The sequence below is a fragment of the Paenibacillus sp. CR_12 genome, assembly GCF_041953985.1.
In the GTDB taxonomy this organism is placed as follows: Bacteria; Bacillota; Bacilli; order Paenibacillales; family Paenibacillaceae; genus Paenibacillus_AQ; species Paenibacillus_AQ lautus_A.
The window spans coordinates 281,717-303,835 of record NZ_JAVFHO010000001.1 but is presented as its reverse complement, the minus strand read 5'-3'; the positions used below and the strand labels follow the sequence as shown (position 1 = coordinate 303,835).

Here is a 22,119-nt window from a genome sequence, read left to right as displayed (position 1 = left end):
ATTTTATTTGTGATTTATTTCACAATATATTATGTTTATAAAGGCTTTATCGGAACCGTTGGTTTTAGCCGATAAAGCCTTCGTCATCGAGAGGGTTTTCGATTGGCGAATCAGATCCTGCTTGTAGGTTATTAGTCGGTATTACAACCCCTGCCAGGTAACGCCGCCGTCACTGCTTTTCATCAGGCGCGATCGGTTTTTGTCCGTCGTTTCAATCAGCATCCAGCCGACATCCGACGATGTGAATTGCAATTTGACCACATTCGGATATTTTGCAAGATTATCGGACAACAGCTTGCTTCTAGGGAATGGTGTCCAGGTCTTGCCCATATCGCTCGTATGATAGACGATGCCGTTCACCATTCTCCATCCGTCATGCAGACGACGGAAGACAGGCTGGATGGTTCCCTTCCCGCTATTTCCCGTCATGGGGAACGACACCAAATTCCATGACTTCCCCGTATCGGCCGTAAAGTAACCCAAATAGTTCGCCTGATCTTCCTTCACGCAGGTAACCGGTATATAAATCTCGCTTCCGCTTCCACCTTTGCCCAGATACTTGGGAGTCCCGGCAAAAACGGAACCGCACGCATCCAGCAGCTTGCTTTTGAATACTTGGCCGGAAGACTTCCACTTCTGTCCTCCGTCACGTGTTATATACAACTTGGAAGATTGCATTTCACGGATGGTTGCAAACCCGACAAGCGAATCCGTGAACGTTAATCCGATGACGGATCCGGTTCGCGGAATGACGCTTCCCGGAATTCGGGATGTCGGATACTCCGAATTCTGCATAATCTCATCCCATACTCCGCCATTATTGTTGGTGTGAAACAGCGACTTCTCTTCCGATCCCCGGGAGAGATCGCCTTTCGCCATAATCCATCCCTGCTGGGATGAAACGAAGGACATTGCCGTAACGACTCCCGTCTCCGGAAGCGAAGAGAGCTTCCAGCTGCCGCCCCCGTCGGTCGTATTGAGCAGGATCGTTTCGGCGGATCTCTGTTTGTTTCGTATAATCCAACCATGATTTTTATCCGTGAACACGATGTCTTTCCCATACTCCAGCTTATCAACGAATTGGACATTGGATGATGGAGAGATATCGACCCAGGTCTCACCGTAATCTTCGGTCTGATAGAGACGCAGTTCTGAGTTCGTGATCCCCCAAGCAATCCCCGTTGACTCATTGAGCAGATGGAAATCCGTCAACCGTGTATGTATCTGATATTTGCTTTTTTCCTCAGGTGCTTTCATGGCCGTATCCGGCGTTACTAGTGTGATGGTCTGACCTTCTTCTTCATCCTCAATTGATTCAGGAGGGTCTTCTACAGTAGAAGTTTGCTGTTGTTGTTTTATCGGTTCTGAGGTACAGGCTGCTAACATGAATACAATCATCATCAGCATACCGAGCCAGAATATAAAACGTCTAGATATCAAGAATTCTTCCTCCTCTTATTCGATGTCATGCCGGCAAGTCTGCTTTTTCGACATTATAACATATTACATCCTACGGAAATGTAAAGAACCGGCTTGCAAAATTTACAATACTGTAGCTTTTTTGATAGCGTCATTCTCAGATGCATAAGGATGTTTCGATTATGGAAGACTTTTGAGGTGTGCGAATGAGCAAGATTATTACATACAAGGAGGTGAACTTTCATGACTAAACCTGATAATCGCGAAGACAATGTCGAACATTTGCAGCAGGCCGTCCAAAACACGATCGAGAACTTCCGCGAGGCAGAAGATTATCTTCAGGAGTTCGGGGATGAGATTCCCGCAAGCGAGAAGGAACAGATTCAAGACCGCAATGCTCGTCGCGAAAAGAGTATTTCCGGCTTCCGGGAAGAGATTAAAGACGAGGCTGCCCACCAGCAAGGAGAATAAACTTCAGACCGCAAAAAAACAGGAGGAGCTTCTGAAGCTCCTCCTGTTTTTTGCCGCACACTAGCGTGGGCTCATTCTGACAATGACGCCTTTATAATCCTTTAATTCTTGGGACGCATCCGTAATAAAGTGCCTGATCGCCTTCACCCTTGATTCTAATTCCATCGTATCGTTCGAACCTACCTGCACAACCGATGCAGACGCTGTCGATATCACGTCCAGGCATCCCACATGAATCGTTTTATGGTCATGTATAACGTCTAAGTCTACATCTGACGGAAGCTGCCATGCAGGTATGGATCTCGAAAAAATCGGATAGTCCTCATAATTGCCTTCGTCCTCAAAAAAAACCGGAACTTGACGTTGAATCGCCAATGCCCGGGTATAGGCATCGATATGTCCCGATTCGCCGCAGATGCACGCCGAACTATTAGAGATATTGATGATGTATACGTTATCAACGAGTACATGGCGCTTCATGGTGCCGTAGCCGGTGATAACGGAACGAGCGGGGTGATCTGCAGGGATTCGGAAGGAGTGTCGTAGATGGAACTACTATTAATGACCCGGGTATCTCCGATCAACAGCACGGATGAGCTGGAGATCGCCGTAATACGGATCGAACCAACCCGGAGCTCTTTATTGATGACCGTCATTTTCATTCGTATTCCTCTTTCCTTGTTGCAAATTATGAAGATGATGCTCGACTGCCGTATCGATTTCTTTTTTCATTTGATTAGCGATCATTTGCTCAATATCACCTGGATTTATCGCGGTACTGTTCGAGTGGTATTGCTGTAAGTAAACGTTGATGCGATCTCCGAGTTGTTTTCGGATATCTTCTATCATCACCGAAGCATATTGATCTCCAAGTTCGTGATTGGACTGGGGATTCATTTGCTCGAGTCGCGCCGGCACTGCATGTTCCAAGTGGCTTGATACCTGCTGATGTATGTTTGAGTAAAGATCCCTTCCGGCAGCTACCGCCTGTAATTGTTCTGCCGGCTGGCCATTGACGGTGATATCCCCCAGAGACTTCCCATCTGAGGGTGTCAGTCCAATGTTTAAGGTTCCTTCCAATTTTTCGATTTTCAATAAATCAAAATTATATTCGACGTGATCCGTCGACTTTTGATTGCCCTGCTGTAATTGATTTATTTCATTACGTATTTCCTTTAGCATTTGTTCCATTCTGTTAAGCTGCTCCGTCTGGGATTGAAGGCAATGGAACAATTGCTGGATATGGTATTGATACATAGCATCTCCCCCCGCTCCCTAATGATTGTATGCGTATGATATGAGCCTCATTCTGGCCGATATAGATCTTCAATCGGCGCAGGTAACGGAACCAGGGGGGCCATATTATTCGGAGGCTCGAACTCCGGAGCAGGGCCCGTAAAACCGCCCGTGTTATATATATTGGATAATGCGCGGATCTCACCTGCGGTTCCAATCTGAAGCACCGAGGAATTGGTCACCGCGTCAACCCGAAGCTGCTGTATATTAATGCATTGATGTACCGTTAGATTCACTGGGGCTCACAACCTTAATTAAGCATTAGGCGAATCAATGAGGTCTGGATCGAATGTATTCGTGCTGTTGGCTTGGTTATTAGTTATATTCGTACCAATACTGTCTCCGGTGGTGAACGAGTTGGCGCCGGAATAAGCTTTTGTCGTGCTGTTTAAATCGATTACTCCTGTATTTCCAACTAGTACCGTAGAACTGGGGCCCACGTTTACGATTTTCATATTGCCGATAATTGAAACCACAATTCCACCTCTTTGTTCAAAATCGTCCGCTTGGATTTATTCTATGTGGTCGGATGCCCAGATGTCACTATAACATTCCTTCGCCCATACACTGGAACAAAGAACGTAGGAGGGATTATCGTGAGCTCAAGATCCAAAAAGCCGGACTGGTTGACACAGGACTCTTTCTTTAACAACAATTCCTTTCCATTTAAGGATCTGAATCATCTCAATGAAGATTATCAGCTGGATCCGACGATCATTGAGGATTATGTAAAGGATACGATACGAAAAGCGACTGCCGGAAATGAAATTCTTCCCGACCCGCATTCGCTTCGATATGAAACGTTAGATACTCATAACTTTCTGATCGTGAAATGTTATGTGCCTAAACGCATCCATCCGGAAAATTTATGGATTCAGCTGAACCGGACGCAGATCAAAATCAACGGCTTGCCAAAAGAACAACACCAAACCATATCTTTACCCGTCCCCATCCTGCCTGCGCAATCCGTTGCGACCTATAGACAGCCTACGCTTCAAATTAAGATGCCGAAAATGTCTCCCGGCCGCATGCGCGATATCAATATTCGTTTCTTGTGAATCAGACGGATAACAACAAGGACAGCCAACAGAAGCACCGTTCAAAACAACTTGCATGCAATATCCGTTGTTTGCAGGTTGTTTTGACTCATCTTATCTAATACTTATAGATGCCTGAATTGCGCTATCGTAATGGGGTTTTTCCTTGTTTAAACCTTTATCATGGCTGCTTTGTAAGTGGTCGGGCTGCATTTAAGAGGATGTAGCTAGATATCGCTCGAGGTGTTTTCTATTGTGAATTTTTCATATGTTGAAATAACATAATAAAAAAAGAAATAAGCTGATTTCAGTTAAGAAACCAGCTTATTCAAAGATCTATATGAAGGCCGCATGTCCGGGCCTGTTAAGCCTCGGAAACGACCGTATAGCGCTCGTTGAGATGTTTGGGCTGCTCAAGCTCATCGAGCACCGCGATGACGTAATCGGCATAGCTGACGTAGCTTTTACCGCTAGCGTTGCCAATGACTTGATCTTTGCCCTCCTGATAACTCCCTGTCCGCCGACCTTCCGGATTAAAGAACGCTGCCGGACTAAGATACGTCCATTTTACATCCGTAGTTTGTTCCAGGTCCTTCAAATTCTCGCCGGCATGGAATGCCGTCGGATAATATTCCTTCGGAAAATCGGGCGTTTCTAAAAGTCGAAGCGTTTTGGCTTCGTCCACAAACAAGCTGCCGGCTCCTCCGACAACAAACAGTCTGGTATCCGTGCCTTTTAATGCTTGTATCAGCACCCGGCCTACTTCCACATATTGAGTCTCCTGTCCAGGCGCCGCGCCAAATGCATTCACGACAACGTCGAACCGCTGAAGATCGGCGCTGGTCAGATCCAGCACGTTCTTCTCCAAAATGTTTATGCTGGAATCGGAGATTTTGGATGCATTACGCACGATCGCCGTTACTTCATGACCGCGTGCTTGTGCCTCCTTGAGAATCAGATTTCCCGCTTTCCCTGTCGCACCGATAATACCAATCTGCATTTCGAATCTCTCCTTTATCAATTGTATGTACAAATGAGTGGTGAAAAAGACAGAGGCTACATTCCCCTTTTCAGCAATTCGCTGGATTCATGGAGAAGTTTCGCTAACTGTTCACTATGCTCCTTCCCCAAGAGGGTGACATACTCTCCGTATAACTTTTCAAAATATTGGTTCAGCTCCCGGTATAACGCCATCCCCTCGTCCGTCAAGAAAATATGCGTTTCCTTCCATTCGGATTTGCGCTTTACCAGAAGTTTCTCCTCCAGCTTATCAATGAATCGGGTGCTTGTGGATGGAGCAATCGACAATTTATCGCTAAGCTCTTTCTGCGTAATTCCGGGATATTGATGGATCACCACCAGCACATAGGAGTACGTTGGGGATAAGCCGGCTTTTGCAAATGCATCCTCCGCCATCTTGGTCATGGAACGTGCAAACCGATTTGACGTAAAAAACAGGCACGAGCTTAAAATGGAATCATCGATGTTCATATCCAGCCACCTCTCATTTGTATATACAAATTAACATTGAACTATGTTATTGTCAACAACTTTATTTTAGTTAGTTTCAATGCTTTTTCCTCTTTCGTTTGTCAATAAGTTCGAATTCAGCCGTAAGCATGCTCCACTGATGGTAGAACGTGTTACTAGTACTTTTATGAATTTTTCATATGTTGAAATATTATTCTCTCCGCTAGGGTTGTAAAAAATCGTTGACCTTGTCATTAGTGTCAAGGTCTACACTGTATTCGAAGCTAATCCTTAAGGAGGTATACAATGAAACCATCGAAACAACATCAAGAACAAATGCTCGAATCCGAAACTCGGCAAACGCCGGCAAACGGCAGCCAAACCGCCGTAACGGTGCTGGGGCTCGGACCCATGGGGCAAGCCCTGGCCGGTGCATTTATCAGGAGCGGCCATTCCACAACGGTCTGGAACCGGACATCGGCAAAGGCTGACTCGCTGGTAAAGCAAGGTGCCGTGCTGGCTCCGTCCGTTAAGGATGCGGTGCTTGCCAGTCAGCTTATTATCATCTGCGTACTCAACTATGATGCGGTGAACGCCGTTCTGTCTTCTGAGACAAGTGCATTGAAAGGAAAAACGCTTATAAACCTGACAGCCGACGTACCTGAACGTGCGCGGGAAATGGCGGAATGGGCTTACCGCAACGGAATTGACTACATCGATGGCGCCATCATGACGCCGATACCTACGATTGGGGAGCCTTCGGCCGTCATTTTGTACAGCGGGCCAGAAGACGTTTATCGCAGCCATCATCGTATACTCGCCAGCCTGGGCGGAACCGCTTCGTTCCTGGGCGAGGATCCGGGTCGTGCAGCGGCATATGACGTGGCGCTGCTAGATGTGTTCTGGACAGCCATGAGCGGTTATGTGCACGCGCTGGCCATTGCACGGGCGGAGAACATCGCTGCGGAAGACATCGCCCCTTATGCGCACAATATCATTCGCATTATGCCGGATATCATGACCTATATGGCGCATGATGCGGATCGGGGCGTTTACCCTGGGGACAGTTCCAACCTAATCTCGAATGTAACGAGCATGGAGCATATCATCCACGCTGCCGAACATCATGGAATTGATAGCAGCGTCTTAATCGCAGCAAAAGCAATTGCCCGAAAAGCAATCCAGGCCGGCCATGGAGAAGACGGCTTCTCCCGCTTGATCGAGTATAATCTCACCTCGCCATAATTGACCGATCGCGCTCGCTGCAGTTTAATACTCGTATGGAACCTAACAACGAATAGGCAAGTCAAACAGGCGACTTCATGTCCCCTCTTGACTTGCCTATTCGTTGAGTTCGCCGTTTCATTAACCTTTGACGGCTCCCTCGGTCAGACCTTTCTGGATATATTTCGAGATAAACAGATATACAATCAGAACCGGAATAACCGTCAATGATACTGCCGTCGCCATCAGACCAAAGTCCGTTCCGTATTGCGAGCTGATCTCATTGAGCAAGGCAACGATTGGACGGACATTCTCTTTGTTCACAAAAATCAATGCCGAGAACAAATCGTTATACGACCACATAAACACGAAGATGCTTGCCGACGCGAATACGGGCTGAGAGATCGGAACGAAGATCTTCACAAACATCTGCCATCGGTTGCAGCCGTCCATGAATGCCGCTTCTTCAAGCTCTTTCGGTATGGTTGCCATGTAACCGGCAATAACCAAGGTCGCAAACGTCAGATTGCCTGCCGTTTGGGGAAAGATCAAACCCCAGTATGTATTGACCAGACTGGTTTTGATAAGCAGCTCATATACCGGAACCACGGTTGCAAACGCAGGAATCAGGAGCGTCGCATACAAAATGGAATAGATGGTTCGCTTTCCTCGAAAGTTGAACCTGGACAACACGTAAGCAGCTAATCCTCCAAGCAATAATACCAAGAATACGGTGCTGAAGGACATCACCAAACTATTGATATAACTTCTTCCGATATTAATGCGGTCAAATGCGTTCTGATAGTTAACAAACACCGGTTCCCAGGCGATGCCAAAGGAATTATTCATCACATCGCGGGATACTTTGAACGAGTTGTTCACGATCCAGAATAACGGATAGATGGTCGTTAAGGACCACGCTGTCAAAATCACGTACATCAACGTGGTGCCTAGACTAAACCGATGCTTCCTAACGCGCTGAGTTTTGTGTTCAACGACGATGGTTGGCTCCATAACAGTACACCCCTATAATGCTTAGTATGTAATCTCGTCTCTTTTCAACAAACGGTTGGCTATCAACGCAAGCAGCACGCCAAAGACCACCATGTATATCGCAACCGCCGATCCGTAACCAAAGTTCTGGTCCACCATGGCCTTTTTGTACATGTACGTCCCCAGCACCTCGGTTCCGTTCTGGCCGCTCGTGATGACCCAGATGAACTCGAACACCTTCAACGTACCCGTAATGGCAAGGGTAATGACGACCTTGATGTCACTCATGATAAGCGGAATTGTAAGCATCGTTGTTTTTTTGAGGCCCGTGATTCCTTCCAATTTTGCAGCTTCATAATAATCCGAAGGTATTTTGGACATGGCGGTCAAGAACAGAACGAAATAAAAGCCCACATAATGCCATACCGTTGGGATCGATACCGCTTTAAGCGCATTTTTCGCATCCAGCCACAATACCTTCTCGATGTTGAAATTCGCCAGTAAGTTGTTCAGCAAACCGAAGTTGTAGTTGTAGAAGAGCACAAACAACAAAGATATAGCCGTACCGGATATAACCACCGGGAAGAAGAATACGGTTCGATAGAACCCTTTCAGCTTGGATATGTTATCTACCAGGACGGCCAGCACTAGCGCAATTCCCACCTGGAACACGATAACATAGAGCATAATTTCCAGCGTGTGCAGCGTTGCAGCGCCAAGCAGCTTATCCGTAACGAGTCTCTCATAGTTAGCCCAGCCCACAAACTTTTTGTCGAAAAAGCCGCTTGTGCGATAAAAGCTGAGATACAAACTCTTGAAGAACGGATAATATAGAAAGATTGTCATGATGGCCGCTGCGGGTAATAAAAACAGCACAATGTACTTGCGATCACCCTTCATATTAATCACCCTTGATGTTTATTTTTCTTCATCGTCCATGCCGAAATGACTACGCCGCCCGAATGAAAGCAGAGGGGCGGCGTACGTCACTTTTATTTCTACCGTTTCTGATAACAACTATTTTTTGTTGGCATCCTCGGTTTTCTTCGCTTCTTCGATCGCTTGAATAGGAGTTTTCTTGCCTTCCACTACAGGCTGAACGCTGGCACGAAGGTTACCGAACGTTTCTTGCGAAACTTTACTGTCAACCGGTGCGCTGATGGAGGCTGCTTTTGCTGCCATAGCGAAGCCGTCGAGTGCGACTTGCGGCAATCCAGTCACTTCAACGTCAGCAGCAGGTGTACCGCCGTTAGCCGAAGCGATTTTTTGAATGGATGCCGGGGAAGTCAGGTGTTTCAGCAAAGCGATGGCTGTTTCTTTTTTGGCTGCATCGTCATAGGTGGCTTTGGAGAGGTAGAAGCCGGAACCGAATCCGCCTACGATATCATTGCCGCTGCCCACGCCGCCAGGAACCGTCGGGAATGGCACAACCGTGGAATTGTCGCGAGTATCGTCGCTCCAGCCGCCGATGGCCCAGGATCCTTCGATGGTCATGGCTGCCAGGCCTTCGCTGTAATAGTTGCCGGACATACTCAGGTCGATCGTTGCGGCATCTTTAGGGAATGCGCCAAGATCATACAATTCTTTCATAGCGGCATAAGCTTTTTCCCAGTTTGGATCGATGCCATCGAGCAGGCCTTTATTTTGTCCTTCAGGACCAGCCGCAGACAAAATGGTATGCTCGATCAGGTAGTGCGATTGGTCAAACGGTACGGACAAAGGAATAATGCCTTTTTCGGACAATGCCTTAACGGCCGTGGTCAGCTTCGCCCAATCGGTTGGGAGCTCCAGACCGTTTTCTTCGAAGATTTTTTTGTTAACGAACAAGCCTTCGTAGAAGCCGGTCAAAGGTGCAGCGTAAATGTTGCCGTCTTTCTGCTTGGCAAGCTCAAGCGCATCCGGAATGAATCCGTTCTTCCAGTCAGCGTCAGCGTCGAGGATTTCGTTCAGCGGCACGACTTTGCCGGCATTGACGAACCCTTCTGCGTCAGCCCCGATGAAGTAGAACAACAGGTCTGGCTCGTTGCCGCTGTTCATATCGGTGTTGACTTTCGTTCTGAAACCGTCATCATTTGCTGACATGGTGTCGTTATCAATCTTTACGTTTGGATGCTCTTTCGTGAATTCATCCAACGCGGCTTGGAAGGCTTCGCGAGCTGCGTCGGTTCCTCCGAAGGTCGAGAACACGCGAAGCGAAACCGGAGCGGCTTCATCCTTCTTCTCTTCCGCCGGCGGAGTTGTTTCCGTCTTCGGCGTTTCTCCTTCAGCGGCAGGAGTGTTGGTGCCACCGCTGTTTCCGCAGGCTGCGAGGAACATGGAGAGCAGCAGCATGACACTCATGAGTAACATGGAAGTCCTTTTCATTTCTAATCCCCCTAAGTATGTTTTCAGAACCTGATGCAAACACTTGCTGTCTACCAGAATTTTATTCCAAGCCCTATTGCTTTCAAAGGGGGACATTCATCTTTAGCAGGGGGAAATATTTCCATGTCAACTTTTCTTCGCACCCTAGCTCATATTTTTAGGCCATGTCATTGTGCTAGGTTAAAGCATAGTTAAGCGGGAACATCGGAGCGGCAAGAGTAACGTAAGTGGTTGGTATTTCTCTATTATGAATTTTTCATATGCTGAATTAATATAATTGTTCACCATCGAAACGCTCATGCTCTCTTATTCAACATAAAAAGACCCGCCATTCGCATGGCCGGCCCTCCCCGGAAACATCATTCCACTTTATCGGTATCGATCTGCCGAAACGCGGCATCCGCGCTCTCATCACGGCAAAAGAGCTTGTCAAGAAATCTTGACAAGCTCTTCCGGGATACCAAGACGGTATTTAAGGCGCATCAACCTCTTACTCTATTCGGTCTGAATCTCAGGTTCAGCAAGCCGCGATCTACACCTTACCCACCCAGTCGGATCCGGCAACCTCTCTCCAGCGGCCGCGGATGGATTCATAAACCTCCTCCGGCAATTTCCCTTTCTCGAGCAGTGCGGCATTTTGCCCCCAACGGTCGGGATTTGCCGTACCCACGATGGCCGTCGCTATGCCCGGCGTGCTCAGGGTGAACCTTAATGCCGTCTCAACGCCTTGCTGAACGTCAGAGAGGAAATCGTAGTTCAGCTCGCCGAGCCGAACCCAGTAAGGATAGGCATAGTCCCGTTCGCTTAATGTTTCATGCTTCCAGGCTACGTTGGCTACGGGTCGTTTGGCAATAACCCCTATTCCCTGCTTCATGGCAAGCGGAATCGTGAGGTCGATCGCCTCCTGGTCCGCAATGTTCAGCGAAGTTTCAAAGCTGTCGAATGCGCCGGTTTGAAGGGCGTACAGTGCATCCGTCGAATCGCCGCTGTAGCCGATATACCGCGTTTTCCCCTGCTCTTTTGCTTTTTTCAGCACCTCGATCACGGCGCCCTGCCGCAGAATTTCCTCAGAGCAGCTGTGAAGGTGTATGACATCAACGTGGTCCACCTGCAACCGTTTCAAGCTCCGGTCAATGCTTTGCTCAAGCATCACCGGATCCCAATCCGGGTAGTCCAGTCCGGAGGCGTGCCCGCATTTCGTAAACAGGTAATAATCATCTCTGCGGCCCGACAGCGCTTTGCCGATCAATTCCTCGCTGTGGCCGTAACATTCCGCGGTATCAATCATGTTAAGGCCTGCGTCAATCGCGCTGTGCAGCAGCCGGTCCACCGTCTTCTGATCCGACTGTCCGATCTCGGCACCGCCGAATCCCAATACACTGACCTGCATATCCGTCCGCCCAAATGCTCTACGTTCCATCGTCCTTCACTCTCCTCCCTATGATTACCATTCTACATTACCCGTTATGAATAATCTTGAAAGCTTTGTTCCGATACAATTGCCAAAGGATTCAAGCACCTGCATCCATGAAAAGAATCCCGTATCAAAATCCATAAATGCTAAGCCCGCCGTCAACCAGCAGCGTCTGCCCGGTCATGTAATTGGCGGCTTCGGAAGCCAGGAAAACGACTGGCCCCACCACTTCTTCCAGGCTTCCTACGCGTTTTAGCGGCGTCCGGTCCAGGATAGCCTGCATGTAAGTGTCGTCATTCAGCAGCTTCTCGGTCAGCGGCGTCCGGAAATACCAAGGCCCGACGGCGTTGACCTGGATTCCATACTGCGCCCACTCCATCGCCAGCACCTTGGTCATATGGATTAGAGCAGCCTTGGTCGATCCATAGACAACGCCCGTGCGTAGGGCGGTATGGCCGCCTACGGAAGAAATGTTGATGATTCTTCCATTCCCCTGCTCCTTCATATAACGGGCAGCGGTTTGAGATGCGACAAACGCCGATTTCAAATTGGTCTGCACGATTAATTCCCATTCGTCATCGGTCACTTCAAGCGCAGGTGTACGAATGTTCATGCCGGCATTGTTCACCAATATATCGATTTGCCCCGCCTGGTCCACAAATTCGCGGATCGCCGCCTCCATCTCTTCCCGAATCGTCAGATCGCCCGGCAGCACATAGGCTTGACCTTTCTTCAAGCCGGCAATCAGACCCGCGGTCTCCTCCAGATCGCTTCGGGTTCGGGACATCAGGCCAACGTCGCATCCAGCCTCCGCCAAGCCTACGGCTATCGCGCGCCCGATTCCCCGCCCCGCCCCTGTTACAAAGGCTTTTTTTCCTTCCAGATTAAAGCTGGGCAAATACATTCGAATCCCTCCAAGTTATAGATATGCAAACAGCTCAGGTATTCAGTTGAAACACGTCAAAAGTTGATTTCATGCTGACTTACTAGGAATTGAAATATTGCGAAGGATTTAAACGAACCGGGTCCACGTATTCCTCATAACGCCCGCCCGTATAGGACTCGATGACTTTTCGCCAGAAAGCCTGGGCCGGTATATTGCTGCTGACCTGCGTCACCTTCCAGCGTCCCTGGAAATGATCGAACAGCCAGGTCGCCGCCCAAGTCCCCAATCCCGTACGTCTGTATTTTTGCATAACGAAAAATTCCGTCATGTAATAGTCGGCTTCCGCGGCGTTGTCCATACGCTCGATCAAGGCAAAACCAGCCGGCCGTTGATCAAACGTAATCAGAAATGGATATTTCCGTTCCCGCTTTTTCCAGAACTCATCGAGATCGGGATAGGGTAAAAACAATCCTTGATCGTTCACCGAGATATCCAGGTATTTAGTAAAATCGTACAAGTACAGTTGCATCAAGTTTACGATAACGGCTTGCTTCCGTTTGGGAACCAGCTCAATTCCCATGCGCTCCGCTCGTTCTGAAATCATGCTGCCGCCTCCCTAGGCATTTCACTATCATATTAAATGCTTCCCATCTTCATCATAGTATCCGTCTATGTTGAAACACAAGCGCCATCGGATCGAGGAGACGATCGTGTGAGGCATTAAGCACGACGGACTTTCCATATGTTACACTAGTATATAATGACAGCGATTATCGCTATAAAGACAATCATTCGAGGTGGAACATGAATATACAAAAAGATATCGACCGCGCACGACTCGATGAGAAAGCGCCGGCCATGCCTTGGTTTGTGCAGCAATTTATCGACTACAAACTTCCGGATCTCTCCCCCTCCACCCTGCTCGAATATGTAAGGGACTATGAAACGTTTTTTAATTGGCTCCGGTCGGAAGGGCTGTCACAAGCCGCTTCTAACCGAGACGTGACGCTGCTTGAGCTGGAGACCCTTCGCATGGACAGCATCACAGGTTACCGATTATATTTGACCACGCGCCGGGAAGGCACCAACTCCCGAATTACGGTTTCCCGCAAGCTGTCATCGCTTCGCTCTCTGTTCCATTATTTAAGCCAGATTGCGGAGGATGAGGATTTTTACCCGCTCCTTAAACGCAACATCATGGCCAAAGTGGAGATCAAACGGATTCACAAGCCCAAAGATACGGCTGCCAAGTTGAAAGGAAAAATACTGGAAGAAGAAGAGCTTCAGGATTTCATCACTTACATTCACGAAGGATACGGGCACGATGTGGAGAATAACAAACAGGCTCTATACGCGCATGAACAGAACAAAGTCCGAGATGCCTGCATTGCCAGCCTTATTCTAAACTCGGGTCTTCGCGTATCCGAAGTGGTCAACTTGAATCTTGCAGACATCGACCTGAACAATAAAATGCTGCATGTGTATCGTAAGGGCAATAACGATGAAACCTTTAAAACCCCGGTCTACTTCCGGGCGCAGGCCAAAGACGATCTCGAGCATTATCTGCAGCTGCGGCAGACCCGCTACAAGGTGCCGAAAAAAGAAAAGGCTCTCTTCGTCGCGCTGCGAAACGGCCAGAATGAAGGACAGCGCATGACGAAACGGGCGATTCAGGCAATGATCATCAAATACGCCAAGCGTTTTGGCAAGCCGTCCCTGACCGTGCACAAGCTGCGGCACTCGTTTGCAACGGATTACTATCTTCAAAATGACATATATAAAACGAAAGAACAATTGGGGCACGCTTCCACCGAAACGACCGAAGTGTATGCCCATTTGACGGACAAAACGATGTCCGAGGCGATTGAGCGGCGTTCCGACGAGTAATTATGTTTTTTACAGTGATAGTATAAGCGACGCGATCCGCTCCGTCTCATTCCAAGTAAACAAGGGAACCGCCAGCCGATGCTGAATCTCCTGCAGGCCGGGCGGTTCCTTTAGCATGTCGGGATTCACGACGATTCCCCGGATCTCCTCGACCTGATCCAGCAGCCCCCTGTCCTCCATTCCCCGCAGCAGCACCAGTTTTGGGTGAGGCATCATCTTATACCCTTCGACCAGCACCATGTCATAATCAGTGTACATATGTATCAACGTATCGAGGTCCAGCTCCGTTTCCCTCAGCATGGCCGTCCGGCCCGGCGAGGCAATGGCAATCCCCTCGGCTCCGGCCTCGCGGAATTTGTAAGTATCCGTCCCTTCGCGGTCCATATCAAAGCCATGCCCATCATGCTTGATGACGGCTATCCTGATGCCCTGTCGTTTCAATTGCGGAATCAGAGCCGCAATGAGCGTGGTTTTGCCGCTGTTCTTATACCCGCAGAACTGGAAGACCTTCATGACCAAACCCCTGGAAGAACGAGCACCTGCACGGCTTGGCCTTTAACCGCCCCTCTAAGCTCTGGCGGTATAACAATCAAACAGTCGCTGTCCTTGATCGTGATCATGACACTCGATTCATCCAGGGCGGCGGGCGTGGCTACAAGTTTGCCGTTTACCGCTTGAAGGCTGCCTCTGACAAAACGGGTAAAATTATTCACCTTTGCATAATCCGAACCCAGCTCGGCTGTCCATTCGGTTAAATACAGCTGCTCCATGCCCAGCATTTTTCGAATCGAAGGTCTGACAAACAACAGAAATCCGACAAAGCATGCCCCCGGATTACCGGAGAGCGCGAAGAGCAGCTTCCCCTCCTTCACCGCCGCGGTGGTCACGCTGCCCGGACGCATCGTGACTTTATTAAACAGCATGTCCAATCCGCCGGATGTCACCAGCTCTCCCATAATATCGTAATCGCCTACGGAGACGCCGCCTGTCGTAACCACGATGTCATAATCCCGGAGCGCTTCCTCCACCTTCTGACGGGCAAGCTCGATATGATCGGGAATGGCCTCCATGATCACCGGAACGCCGCCCGCTTCCCTAATTTGCGATGCAAGCATATAGGTGTTGCTGTTACGGATTTTACCGGGCTCAAGCGGCTCGGTTATGTCGAGCAGCTCGGTGCCCGTCGAGAAGATGCCCACGACCGGCTGACGATACACTCCAACCTTATGTATGCCAAACGTAGCCAGAACCGAAATCTCTCCCGGCCCGATGCGAGTCCCTCGGCGGAGAATCATATCGCCTTCCTGGAGTTCGAACCCGAGAGGGGTAATATTCTTTCCCTTCTCGATGGAACGCTTAAAGCCTACATAGGTTACGCCATCCTCCACGCGAAGCTCCGTCGCTTCAAGCATCACGACAGCGTCCGCGCCTTCGGGCACCTGGGCGCCCGTCATGATACGGGAAGCCTTGCCTTGTACGATCGGCACGGAGGAGACATATCCGCACGGGATATGGTCGACGACCTCAAGCCAAACCTTTTCCCCCTGATCGCATGGCGCCAAATCAGCTGACGACACCGCATAACCGTCCATGCCCGAACGGGCAAAAGCCGGGAACGGGTGGGGAGCGACGACATCGGATGCAAGCACCCGGCCATCGCTGTCCTGCAGCCGAATGAGCTCCTCCTGGCCGCAATCCGCATAAGAAGTTGCTAACGCTTGCGCGTCTGATACCTGTAGTGCACGCCGATCGAATTTATGGTTTGGCTTCTTGGGCGATATCGGTTCATGATCTTTCACAACGCATTCCTCGCTTTCTGACTATATCCCAGACTGATAATCTTACTGTACTACATTCCGAGCATTCTTCAAACCGAGCGGCTGATCTCCAAGAAATCGCATGTACGTATCTGACGGTTGTATATTTTCGTTTCGAAACATTAAAAAACGCATGGCCCTTAGACCATGCGCATGAAACGTAATTGTTTTACCTTCGGCCCCTTCGGGAAATCTTACCGGATCCGATCCGAGTCTTGGGCTTCTTGTACGATTTCTTCGGCGAATCGAACAAACTTCCGCCGCTTTCGCCGCGTTTGATCGAGCCGCGGTCACCGCTCGAATCCGGATTCCGTCTGAACAGGCTTCCGCCCGTGCCGATCGTATCCTGACCGCGCCGTGTAATTTTCCCGCTCCGGTCAACCGTCAACGGCGGAGCGATCTTCTTATCTTGGCTTGTCGGCTTTTTATAGTTCCCTTGAGCCGGTTTATACACATCTTTGCTGGTATAGCCGCGATAGCCCCCGCCGCCCATCGAATCAAACAAATTCCCGATAAGGACGGCGGTCAAGTATCCCTGCAGGAAACTGGAATCGTAATTGCGCTGAACATATTCCTTGGAATCGATTTCGATCAGCGTATCGGCCGGCTTCTGGGGATCCTGCTGCAAATGGTAATACTCATCGCCATAGACCAAGAACATCCGCTCCGTATCCTCAGGAGAAGATTGATCCGGCGTATTGGCCGCCATGAGCTCGCTCGCCACTTCGGGAACGCTTTTATCAGCTGCCCGATACACGTAGGATGTTGCATTTCCGTCCCGATTGACGGACTCCAGCGGATACGTGTCCTTGATATTCGGCGCTCCGCATCCGCTTAATAAAGATACGAACAGACTCAGTGCCAGTATGATTTTTACAGATAAAAAAGAGCGTTCCTTCATGCCACCACTCCTAAGTCGCCCGGATAACCCTTACGTCCCCCGGTATCACTTTCTCGCCTTCATAGAGCATAAACCGTCCATTCTGCCATTCGATTCGCAGCAGCTTGTAATCATCCGATTGGTACTGCCATACGTGCTGCTCCCCGCTTTGCATAAACGCGGTACGGCCGGATATCGAAACATGTCCACCGTATTCCTCTTCCAAATGAAACACATGATCGTCCAGATCGATGATGGACGGCACCTCATCTGGCGAATCCAGGCGTCCATCGATGGGCGCGTAGAGTGCATATTGAACCGTCTCGCGTTCTTCGATGTGAAGATAAGCAATGGTGCTGCCATCCTGAAGCGTCAGGACGACCGCGTTGCGGCCTCGATTGTGCACGCGGCCCGTGACTTCGTAAGTAACCAGAGACACTTCGCAAATATCGCCCGGAGCCAGCTGCAGCATGCTCTTCTCTACCTTTGGCGGCTCGGGCTTGCTAAATAAATTGCTGATTCTTTTCCACATACTCATCTTTCCTAATCCCCTATCTCCATTATGCGTTCTATAAGCAAGCGGTAATAATTAACGCTCCGACCACATGCAGCGATCCTGCAAACAAACCGTAACCGGTTTTGCCCTCGCGGGTTCCCTTATCCAGGTTCAGCTTGCCAAAATTGCGCAGCATGAGCTCTGTCAACGCTTCGAGAACAAACAATATGATAAACGAAACGACCGATACCACAATCGCCTCCAGCAGGTGATAGGACGTTCCGATCGACACGGATAAAATATACCCTTGGGCGACCAGCTTGAGGATCAGCCTTGTGGTTACCGCCATGTTACCCGCTTTCACTTCTTCAAGATCGTTATATTTCGTGAACAGGGAATCCACGAACATCAAGACAAACAACAGCAGCCCGCCGACCGCCGTCCAAAGCAATACACGCAAGATCATATCAAAATCCATCTCTAAGCCTCCACACATTCAACATACATATCAACTTGCCCTGATCAGACTGCTTCAAATGAAGATAGACAACCTTAAAGGGGTAGTCCCGTATATATCCGGTATCAAACAAAAGCGAAGGAGAAGCACAGTAGTATTCAGCCCTGCTGCGTCTCCCTCGCCATCGATACTATTTACCTGTCAGACCACCAGACCCGGATTACTTGTTCTCGTATTGCTTCATCAAGGCTGCAAGCTCATCCTCAACGGCTTTGTCCTTGCCGAGGTTCTCGAACTCTTCATCGAGGGATTTCTCGCGCGTCGACATTTCGTTGCTTGCTTCGGCACGCGCTTCCATGGCCAGCATCTTTTCTTCCATCCGCTTCAACCCGGCCGAAGCCGTGTCAGACCCGAAACCGTTCATTGCTTTGTTGATCTCGGTTTGCGCTTTAGCCGCATTATAACGGGCAACCAGCGTCTCGCGCTTGTTCTTCATGGCTGTAAGCTGCTTGCGCATTTCCTCCAGCTTGCCGCGCAGATTGTCGGCTGCCAGCTTGTTCTGATCGTAGCTTGCTTTGTACTCGTCGCGCTTGGCTTCAGCTGCCTTCTTCTCTTCCAGCGCACGACGGGCAAGTTCAACGTTTTGCGCCTGCGCTGCCGTATGAGCCTGCTGCGTGCGTTTTTCCACGAGAGCAGCTTGCTCTTCATAAAGGGCTTTGAAGCGTTTCTCGATGGCGATTTGGGCAGCTACCGCCTTCTCGGCATCCTCAAGGTCTTCGGTCATATCGCGGATGTACTGGTCCGTCATCTTGATCGGGTCTTCAGCCTTGTCGATAATGGCGTTAATATTGGACATGGTCAAGTCACGCAATCTTTTAAATATGGACATCGTTCTCTTCCTCTCGCTTTCGCTTTAAAATACTGGTATATGTTAAATGTTTACGTTGCATGATCCCAAACGGTTTCAAAATTTTTTTAGTGGTTGATAAAAGTCATCTTGGGATCACCTTATCGGTGCTGAAATCTGAATTTTGAACACGCACTGATTCTTAATATCCACGTTCATACTGCTTCGGAACTTTCTGTTCTTCATCAAGCGCTTTGGCAGCATGAACCGCCCAGTACGGATCCCGCAGCATGCCCCTTCCGATCGCTACCATATCCGCCTTGCCCGACAAAACCACCTCTTGGGCGACATTGTAATCATCAAGCAGCCCTACTGCAATCACTGGGACCTTCAGCAGTTGTTTGAACTCCGCAGCCAGATCGACCTGATAACCCGGCTTCGCTTCCGGACCGCCATTGGAACCGACGACCCCTTCTCCTCCGGAGGAGATATGAAAAATATCGACCCCGGCATCCCGGTATCGTTTGCAGATTTCCGCACAGTACTCCACATCATAACCGCCGTCCACATATTCTTTTGCAGACACCCTCATGATGATCGGCATGCCTTCGGGCAGCACTTCCTTAACGGCCTGGACAACCCGTTCACCGAACAGGGGGAGGTCTTGGCCATATTCGTCACTGCGTTGATTCGTCAGCGGCGAATGAAACTGATGGATCAGGTAACCATGCGCGCCATGAATCTCAACCGTGTCGAATCCGGCTTCAACAGCCCGGCGAGCTCCTTCCCTGAAGGCCTGTATGAGATCTTCCACTTCGGCAGTGGAGAGTGCCTTCGGCATTTTGTAATGGGAACTGAACGGGATTGCCGACGGGGCTACCGACGGCTCGGCATCCTGCGCCTTTCGGCCGGCATGGCCGAGCTGGATACCAATCTTGGTTCCATAAGAATGCACGGCTTCGACAAGGCGGCGATAGGCAGGAATTTGATTGTCGTCCCAGATCCCGGTATCCTGATTGGTTATGCGTCCGTCCGGGTGAACGCCTGTCATTTCCACAATAATTAAGCCAGTGCCTCCCACGGCACGGCTGACGTAATGCACAAAATGCCAATCATTCGGAATCCCGTCCCCGGCCTTTACGGAATATTGACACATCGGTGGCATAACAATGCGGTTTTTGAGGGTCAAATTCTTGAAATTGTAGGGTGTAAACAAGTCAGCCAAGCGATTATCTCCTTCCACATCCAAATGATTAAGATGTAATAAAATCTGTTAGGGGTTATTATACACCTTTCCGAGGGAAAACTAAAAACCGTCGAATTCCCATATTGAGGATAATTGTTTGTCCAACTGGGCATACCATACTAAAAAGCTAAAGGGGCCGATCGTGATGTTCAAAAGATGCCGCGCAGGAATCTGCCTGCTGTGGATCCTTTCATTCTTTTTCGTTGTGCCGGGCATCCCGGCAAACGCGTCCGGTTTACATAATCTGTCACCACAACCTCAGGATGCTTCCGTCATGTCGGAGTCCGGCCAAGTCATGGATCATTCGAAGCGAAATCAGAGCAAACCATCAGACGACGCGCCGTCTTTAAGCCAATTGCTGAGGAAATACCCGGACACGTTTCGCGCAAGCGGACCACGGGTCAAACAGGTGGCGCTTACCTTTGATGATGTACCGGATCCCCGATTTACCGGAAAAGTACTCGATGTGCTGAAGGAACAGCAGGTGAAGGCCACCTTTTTTGCAGTAGGAGACCGTGCCAAGAAACACCCTGAGCTCATGAAACGCATTCATGAAGAAGGACATGCTATTGGCAATCACTCTTACAATCACGCCCAACTGAACAAGCTGAGCCTGGAGAAATTCAAAAGCCAAATTGAGCGTACCAACACGATTTTGAAGTCGCTGACCGGAGTCGACCCGCGGCTGATCCGACCGCCTTATGGCGATATTAATGAAGAGCAGCTCCAATGGGCGCGCAAAAACGGGTACAAGGTCGTGAATTGGAATGTCGATTCCCTCGATTGGAAAGGACTGCAGAAGGAAGAGGTCAAGAGTAATATTATGACTGCGGTCGGCCCGGGATCGATCGTTCTCCAGCATGCCGGCGGCGGCGTGGGATCCGATCTTACCGGTACCATCGATGCGCTCCCGGACATCATAACGGAACTGCGAAACAAAGGGTACAGCTTCGTGACGCTTCCGGATATGTTAAACGTGCCGGAATCGCGATAGAGCCTGCATAAACGCCAAAAAGACGGCTGACTGGAAGTTGACCAGTGAAGCCGTCTTTACGATTCATCATGATATATGAATTAATCGATTATGAACAATTTGATATCCTGGATGCCGAATTGATTTACGGATGATTGGGAGCCTGGGATGAAGATATCAATCTTATTCCCTTTTATGGCTCCGCCGATATCACGTGCTTCTGCCACAAATGCCTTTTTAGGCAATCCTGGATGCTCATGTCCTGTTACAAGGACCTTGGTACCGAGCGGAATTACCTTGGGATCAACGGCGATGGTGCCAAGCTTAAGGGAATTCCCGAAATAGTCAACCGCGCCCCAACCGCCGTTCTCGCTTGCAGCAGAGGAATACGCAGTAGCTTTAACGGATAAAGTTTTGCTGTAATTAAACGTCTTGCCCCATGCTTCGACTACGTTATTCTGCGGGATAACATTCAAGCTTGGCGTGAAACCGGAGTTTCCTGGAGCGATTGGCGCCGCGGATGCCGCCGAGTTCATCGATACCGTCCCTGGTATGTTGATTTTGAGCCCCTGGTAAATATTCGTTGCCTTTATTGTTGGGTTAGCTTTCATCAGCTTGTCCATATTAACGCCGTACTGTTTGGACAAGAAATAGAACGTATCGCCGTTCTTAGCAACATGCACGGAGCTTGCATGTGCTTGCAGCCCGCCTCCGGCAAAAGTCAGTCCGAGTGCCACGGCTGTAATGGTAAACCATTTTGCTGTTCTTCCAGCGATCTTATTATTTTGGTTAAGTCCACGATTTCTTGTCCAAAATTTCATTTGTCGTAACATCTAGAGATGCCTCCCTTATATGTAGCTTGGTAAATCGGATGTAGTGTGTCAACGAACATGAATATATCACAATTTTGTAACCTATACCGCAAGCAATTGTTACCAACAC

At 49.3% G+C, this 22,119-nt stretch carries 27 protein-coding genes; 5 read left to right on the top strand and 22 right to left on the bottom strand.

Going from position 1 to position 22,119, the window contains the following annotated elements; genetic code table 11:
• Positions 1-141: 141 nt before the first annotated feature.
• On the bottom strand, positions 142-1,440 hold the full coding sequence (locus RB297_RS01440; protein ID WP_375119519.1) for a WD40/YVTN/BNR-like repeat-containing protein: 1,299 nt from the start codon (positions 1,438-1,440) through the stop codon (positions 142-144).
• A gap of 222 nt (positions 1,441-1,662) precedes the next feature.
• Here RB297_RS01440 and tlp point away from each other — a divergent pair, with 222 nt between their 5' ends.
• Positions 1,663-1,890: a small acid-soluble spore protein Tlp gene (tlp, locus tag RB297_RS01435; RefSeq protein WP_375119518.1), complete on the top strand. Its 228-nt coding sequence runs from the start codon at positions 1,663-1,665 to the stop codon at positions 1,888-1,890.
• 60 nt (positions 1,891-1,950) lie between these two features.
• Here tlp and RB297_RS01430 read toward each other — a convergent pair whose 3' ends face one another.
• Genes RB297_RS01430 through RB297_RS01410 form a run of 5 tightly spaced genes read right to left on the bottom strand, consistent with a single transcriptional unit; the run spans position 1,951 to position 3,662 of the window.
• Positions 1,951-2,370 (bottom strand): spore germination protein GerPE, encoded by a 420-nt coding sequence (locus tag RB297_RS01430; protein ID WP_375119517.1) that lies wholly within the window; start codon positions 2,368-2,370, stop codon positions 1,951-1,953.
• Complete coding sequence (locus tag RB297_RS01425; protein ID WP_015734741.1) at positions 2,367-2,552, bottom strand: hypothetical protein; 186 nt, start codon at positions 2,550-2,552, stop codon at positions 2,367-2,369. The genes RB297_RS01430 and RB297_RS01425 overlap by 4 nt, the downstream gene beginning before the upstream one ends.
• Complete coding sequence (gene gerPC, locus RB297_RS01420; RefSeq protein WP_375119516.1) at positions 2,530-3,147, bottom strand: spore germination protein GerPC; 618 nt, start codon at positions 3,145-3,147, stop codon at positions 2,530-2,532. Before gerPC ends, RB297_RS01425 begins: the two co-directional genes overlap by 23 nt.
• 47 nt (positions 3,148-3,194) lie before the next feature.
• Entirely contained in the window at positions 3,195-3,422 is a 228-nt protein-coding gene (locus tag RB297_RS01415) for a spore germination protein GerPB (protein ID WP_096773422.1), read from the bottom strand.
• An 18-nt stretch (positions 3,423-3,440) separates the two neighbouring features.
• Positions 3,441-3,662 carry a spore germination protein gene (locus RB297_RS01410; RefSeq protein WP_009589476.1) on the bottom strand — a complete coding sequence of 74 codons (222 nt, stop codon included), beginning with the start codon at positions 3,660-3,662 and terminating at the stop codon, positions 3,441-3,443.
• Positions 3,663-3,782: 120 nt separating this feature from the next.
• On the opposite strand from RB297_RS01410, the gene RB297_RS01405 reads away from it, so the two are divergent.
• Positions 3,783-4,244 (top strand): Hsp20/alpha crystallin family protein, encoded by a 462-nt coding sequence (locus RB297_RS01405; protein ID WP_375119515.1) that lies wholly within the window; start codon positions 3,783-3,785, stop codon positions 4,242-4,244.
• Between the two features lie 343 nt (positions 4,245-4,587).
• Here RB297_RS01405 and RB297_RS01400 read toward each other — a convergent pair whose 3' ends face one another.
• Both RB297_RS01400 and RB297_RS01395 read right to left on the bottom strand, forming a co-directional pair.
• A complete protein-coding gene (locus tag RB297_RS01400; RefSeq protein ID WP_213577953.1) occupies positions 4,588-5,223 on the bottom strand; it encodes an NAD(P)-dependent oxidoreductase in 636 nt (211 codons plus the stop codon).
• Between the two features lie 56 nt (positions 5,224-5,279).
• Entirely contained in the window at positions 5,280-5,714 is a 435-nt protein-coding gene (locus tag RB297_RS01395; protein WP_096773420.1) for a MarR family winged helix-turn-helix transcriptional regulator, read from the bottom strand.
• A 285-nt stretch (positions 5,715-5,999) separates the two neighbouring features.
• On the opposite strand from RB297_RS01395, the gene RB297_RS01390 reads away from it, so the two are divergent.
• On the top strand, positions 6,000-6,938 hold the full coding sequence (locus RB297_RS01390) for an NAD(P)-dependent oxidoreductase (protein ID WP_375119514.1): 939 nt from the start codon (positions 6,000-6,002) through the stop codon (positions 6,936-6,938).
• A 120-nt stretch (positions 6,939-7,058) separates the two neighbouring features.
• On the opposite strand, the gene RB297_RS01385 is transcribed toward RB297_RS01390, so the two are convergent.
• From RB297_RS01385 to RB297_RS01360, 6 genes are all read right to left on the bottom strand, one after another.
• The gene (locus RB297_RS01385; RefSeq protein ID WP_096773418.1) at positions 7,059-7,931 is read right to left on the bottom strand and encodes a carbohydrate ABC transporter permease; all 873 of its coding nucleotides are present in this window, start codon (positions 7,929-7,931) and stop codon (positions 7,059-7,061) included.
• 21 nt (positions 7,932-7,952) lie between these two features.
• The gene (locus tag RB297_RS01380; RefSeq protein ID WP_009589479.1) at positions 7,953-8,810 is read right to left on the bottom strand and encodes a carbohydrate ABC transporter permease; all 858 of its coding nucleotides are present in this window, start codon (positions 8,808-8,810) and stop codon (positions 7,953-7,955) included.
• A 117-nt stretch (positions 8,811-8,927) separates the two neighbouring features.
• On the bottom strand, positions 8,928-10,274 hold the full coding sequence (locus RB297_RS01375) for an ABC transporter substrate-binding protein (protein WP_375119513.1): 1,347 nt from the start codon (positions 10,272-10,274) through the stop codon (positions 8,928-8,930).
• 532 nt (positions 10,275-10,806) lie between these two features.
• Positions 10,807-11,694 carry an aldo/keto reductase gene (locus RB297_RS01370; RefSeq protein ID WP_192572321.1) on the bottom strand — a complete coding sequence of 296 codons (888 nt, stop codon included), beginning with the start codon at positions 11,692-11,694 and terminating at the stop codon, positions 10,807-10,809.
• Between the two features lie 124 nt (positions 11,695-11,818).
• Positions 11,819-12,592, bottom strand: coding sequence for an SDR family NAD(P)-dependent oxidoreductase (locus tag RB297_RS01365; protein WP_096773415.1), 774 nt, complete (start codon positions 12,590-12,592; stop codon positions 11,819-11,821).
• Between the two features lie 82 nt (positions 12,593-12,674).
• Positions 12,675-13,178 carry a GNAT family N-acetyltransferase gene (locus tag RB297_RS01360; RefSeq protein WP_213577947.1) on the bottom strand — a complete coding sequence of 168 codons (504 nt, stop codon included), beginning with the start codon at positions 13,176-13,178 and terminating at the stop codon, positions 12,675-12,677.
• A 200-nt stretch (positions 13,179-13,378) separates the two neighbouring features.
• Here RB297_RS01360 and xerS point away from each other — a divergent pair, with 200 nt between their 5' ends.
• A complete protein-coding gene (xerS, locus tag RB297_RS01355) occupies positions 13,379-14,461 on the top strand; it encodes a tyrosine recombinase XerS (RefSeq protein WP_015734723.1) in 1,083 nt (360 codons plus the stop codon).
• Between the two features lie 9 nt (positions 14,462-14,470).
• Here the strand turns inward: xerS and mobB are convergent, their stop codons facing one another.
• The 7 genes from mobB to RB297_RS01320 form a co-directional block, all read right to left on the bottom strand.
• Positions 14,471-14,974 carry a molybdopterin-guanine dinucleotide biosynthesis protein B gene (gene mobB, locus RB297_RS01350; protein WP_213577945.1) on the bottom strand — a complete coding sequence of 168 codons (504 nt, stop codon included), beginning with the start codon at positions 14,972-14,974 and terminating at the stop codon, positions 14,471-14,473.
• Positions 14,971-16,260, bottom strand: coding sequence for a molybdopterin molybdotransferase MoeA (locus RB297_RS01345; RefSeq protein ID WP_277748635.1), 1,290 nt, complete (start codon positions 16,258-16,260; stop codon positions 14,971-14,973). Before RB297_RS01345 ends, mobB begins: the two co-directional genes overlap by 4 nt.
• Before the next feature lie 187 nt (positions 16,261-16,447).
• A complete protein-coding gene (locus RB297_RS01340; RefSeq protein WP_375119512.1) occupies positions 16,448-17,179 on the bottom strand; it encodes a DUF4247 domain-containing protein in 732 nt (243 codons plus the stop codon).
• Between the two features lie 10 nt (positions 17,180-17,189).
• Positions 17,190-17,696, bottom strand: a complete 507-nt coding sequence (locus RB297_RS01335; RefSeq protein WP_009589430.1) for a DUF4178 domain-containing protein — start codon at positions 17,694-17,696, stop codon at positions 17,190-17,192.
• A gap of 31 nt (positions 17,697-17,727) precedes the next feature.
• The gene (locus RB297_RS01330) at positions 17,728-18,132 is read right to left on the bottom strand and encodes a DUF350 domain-containing protein (protein ID WP_009589371.1); all 405 of its coding nucleotides are present in this window, start codon (positions 18,130-18,132) and stop codon (positions 17,728-17,730) included.
• A gap of 199 nt (positions 18,133-18,331) precedes the next feature.
• Positions 18,332-19,000 carry a PspA/IM30 family protein gene (locus tag RB297_RS01325; RefSeq protein WP_009589445.1) on the bottom strand — a complete coding sequence of 223 codons (669 nt, stop codon included), beginning with the start codon at positions 18,998-19,000 and terminating at the stop codon, positions 18,332-18,334.
• 160 nt (positions 19,001-19,160) lie between these two features.
• Positions 19,161-20,183: an NADH:flavin oxidoreductase/NADH oxidase gene (locus RB297_RS01320; RefSeq protein WP_375119511.1), complete on the bottom strand. Its 1,023-nt coding sequence runs from the start codon at positions 20,181-20,183 to the stop codon at positions 19,161-19,163.
• A 166-nt stretch (positions 20,184-20,349) separates the two neighbouring features.
• On the opposite strand from RB297_RS01320, the gene RB297_RS01315 reads away from it, so the two are divergent.
• A complete protein-coding gene (locus tag RB297_RS01315; protein ID WP_192572326.1) occupies positions 20,350-21,198 on the top strand; it encodes a polysaccharide deacetylase family protein in 849 nt (282 codons plus the stop codon).
• Positions 21,199-21,278: 80 nt separating this feature from the next.
• Here RB297_RS01315 and RB297_RS01310 read toward each other — a convergent pair whose 3' ends face one another.
• On the bottom strand, positions 21,279-22,010 hold the full coding sequence (locus tag RB297_RS01310; RefSeq protein ID WP_375119510.1) for a 3D domain-containing protein: 732 nt from the start codon (positions 22,008-22,010) through the stop codon (positions 21,279-21,281).
• Between the last annotated feature and the right edge of the window lie 109 nt (positions 22,011-22,119).

Excerpts from the sequence above, each read along its gene's own strand:
- tlp (WP_375119518.1), top strand. The coding sequence starts at position 1,663 with ATGACTAAACCTGATAATCGCGAAGACAATGTCGAACATTTGCAGCAG.
- RB297_RS01430 (WP_375119517.1), bottom strand. The coding sequence starts at position 2,370 with ATGAAGCGCCATGTACTCGTTGATAACGTATACATCATCAATATCTCT.
- RB297_RS01425 (WP_015734741.1), bottom strand. The coding sequence starts at position 2,552 with ATGAAAATGACGGTCATCAATAAAGAGCTCCGGGTTGGTTCGATCCGT.
- gerPC (WP_375119516.1), bottom strand. The coding sequence starts at position 3,147 with ATGTATCAATACCATATCCAGCAATTGTTCCATTGCCTTCAATCCCAG.
- RB297_RS01400 (WP_213577953.1), bottom strand. The coding sequence starts at position 5,223 with ATGCAGATTGGTATTATCGGTGCGACAGGGAAAGCGGGAAATCTGATT.
- RB297_RS01395 (WP_096773420.1), bottom strand. The coding sequence starts at position 5,714 with ATGAACATCGATGATTCCATTTTAAGCTCGTGCCTGTTTTTTACGTCA.
- RB297_RS01390 (WP_375119514.1), top strand. The coding sequence starts at position 6,000 with ATGAAACCATCGAAACAACATCAAGAACAAATGCTCGAATCCGAAACT.
- RB297_RS01385 (WP_096773418.1), bottom strand. The coding sequence starts at position 7,931 with ATGGAGCCAACCATCGTCGTTGAACACAAAACTCAGCGCGTTAGGAAG.
- RB297_RS01380 (WP_009589479.1), bottom strand. The coding sequence starts at position 8,810 with ATGAAGGGTGATCGCAAGTACATTGTGCTGTTTTTATTACCCGCAGCG.
- RB297_RS01375 (WP_375119513.1), bottom strand. The coding sequence starts at position 10,274 with ATGAAAAGGACTTCCATGTTACTCATGAGTGTCATGCTGCTGCTCTCC.
- RB297_RS01370 (WP_192572321.1), bottom strand. The coding sequence starts at position 11,694 with ATGGAACGTAGAGCATTTGGGCGGACGGATATGCAGGTCAGTGTATTG.
- RB297_RS01365 (WP_096773415.1), bottom strand. The coding sequence starts at position 12,592 with ATGTATTTGCCCAGCTTTAATCTGGAAGGAAAAAAAGCCTTTGTAACA.
- RB297_RS01360 (WP_213577947.1), bottom strand. The coding sequence starts at position 13,178 with ATGATTTCAGAACGAGCGGAGCGCATGGGAATTGAGCTGGTTCCCAAA.
- xerS (WP_015734723.1), top strand. The coding sequence starts at position 13,379 with ATGAATATACAAAAAGATATCGACCGCGCACGACTCGATGAGAAAGCG.
- mobB (WP_213577945.1), bottom strand. The coding sequence starts at position 14,974 with ATGAAGGTCTTCCAGTTCTGCGGGTATAAGAACAGCGGCAAAACCACG.
- RB297_RS01340 (WP_375119512.1), bottom strand. The coding sequence starts at position 17,179 with ATGAAGGAACGCTCTTTTTTATCTGTAAAAATCATACTGGCACTGAGT.
- RB297_RS01335 (WP_009589430.1), bottom strand. The coding sequence starts at position 17,696 with ATGAGTATGTGGAAAAGAATCAGCAATTTATTTAGCAAGCCCGAGCCG.
- RB297_RS01330 (WP_009589371.1), bottom strand. The coding sequence starts at position 18,132 with ATGGATTTTGATATGATCTTGCGTGTATTGCTTTGGACGGCGGTCGGC.
- RB297_RS01325 (WP_009589445.1), bottom strand. The coding sequence starts at position 19,000 with ATGTCCATATTTAAAAGATTGCGTGACTTGACCATGTCCAATATTAAC.
- RB297_RS01315 (WP_192572326.1), top strand. The coding sequence starts at position 20,350 with ATGTTCAAAAGATGCCGCGCAGGAATCTGCCTGCTGTGGATCCTTTCA.
- RB297_RS01310 (WP_375119510.1), bottom strand. The coding sequence starts at position 22,010 with ATGTTACGACAAATGAAATTTTGGACAAGAAATCGTGGACTTAACCAA.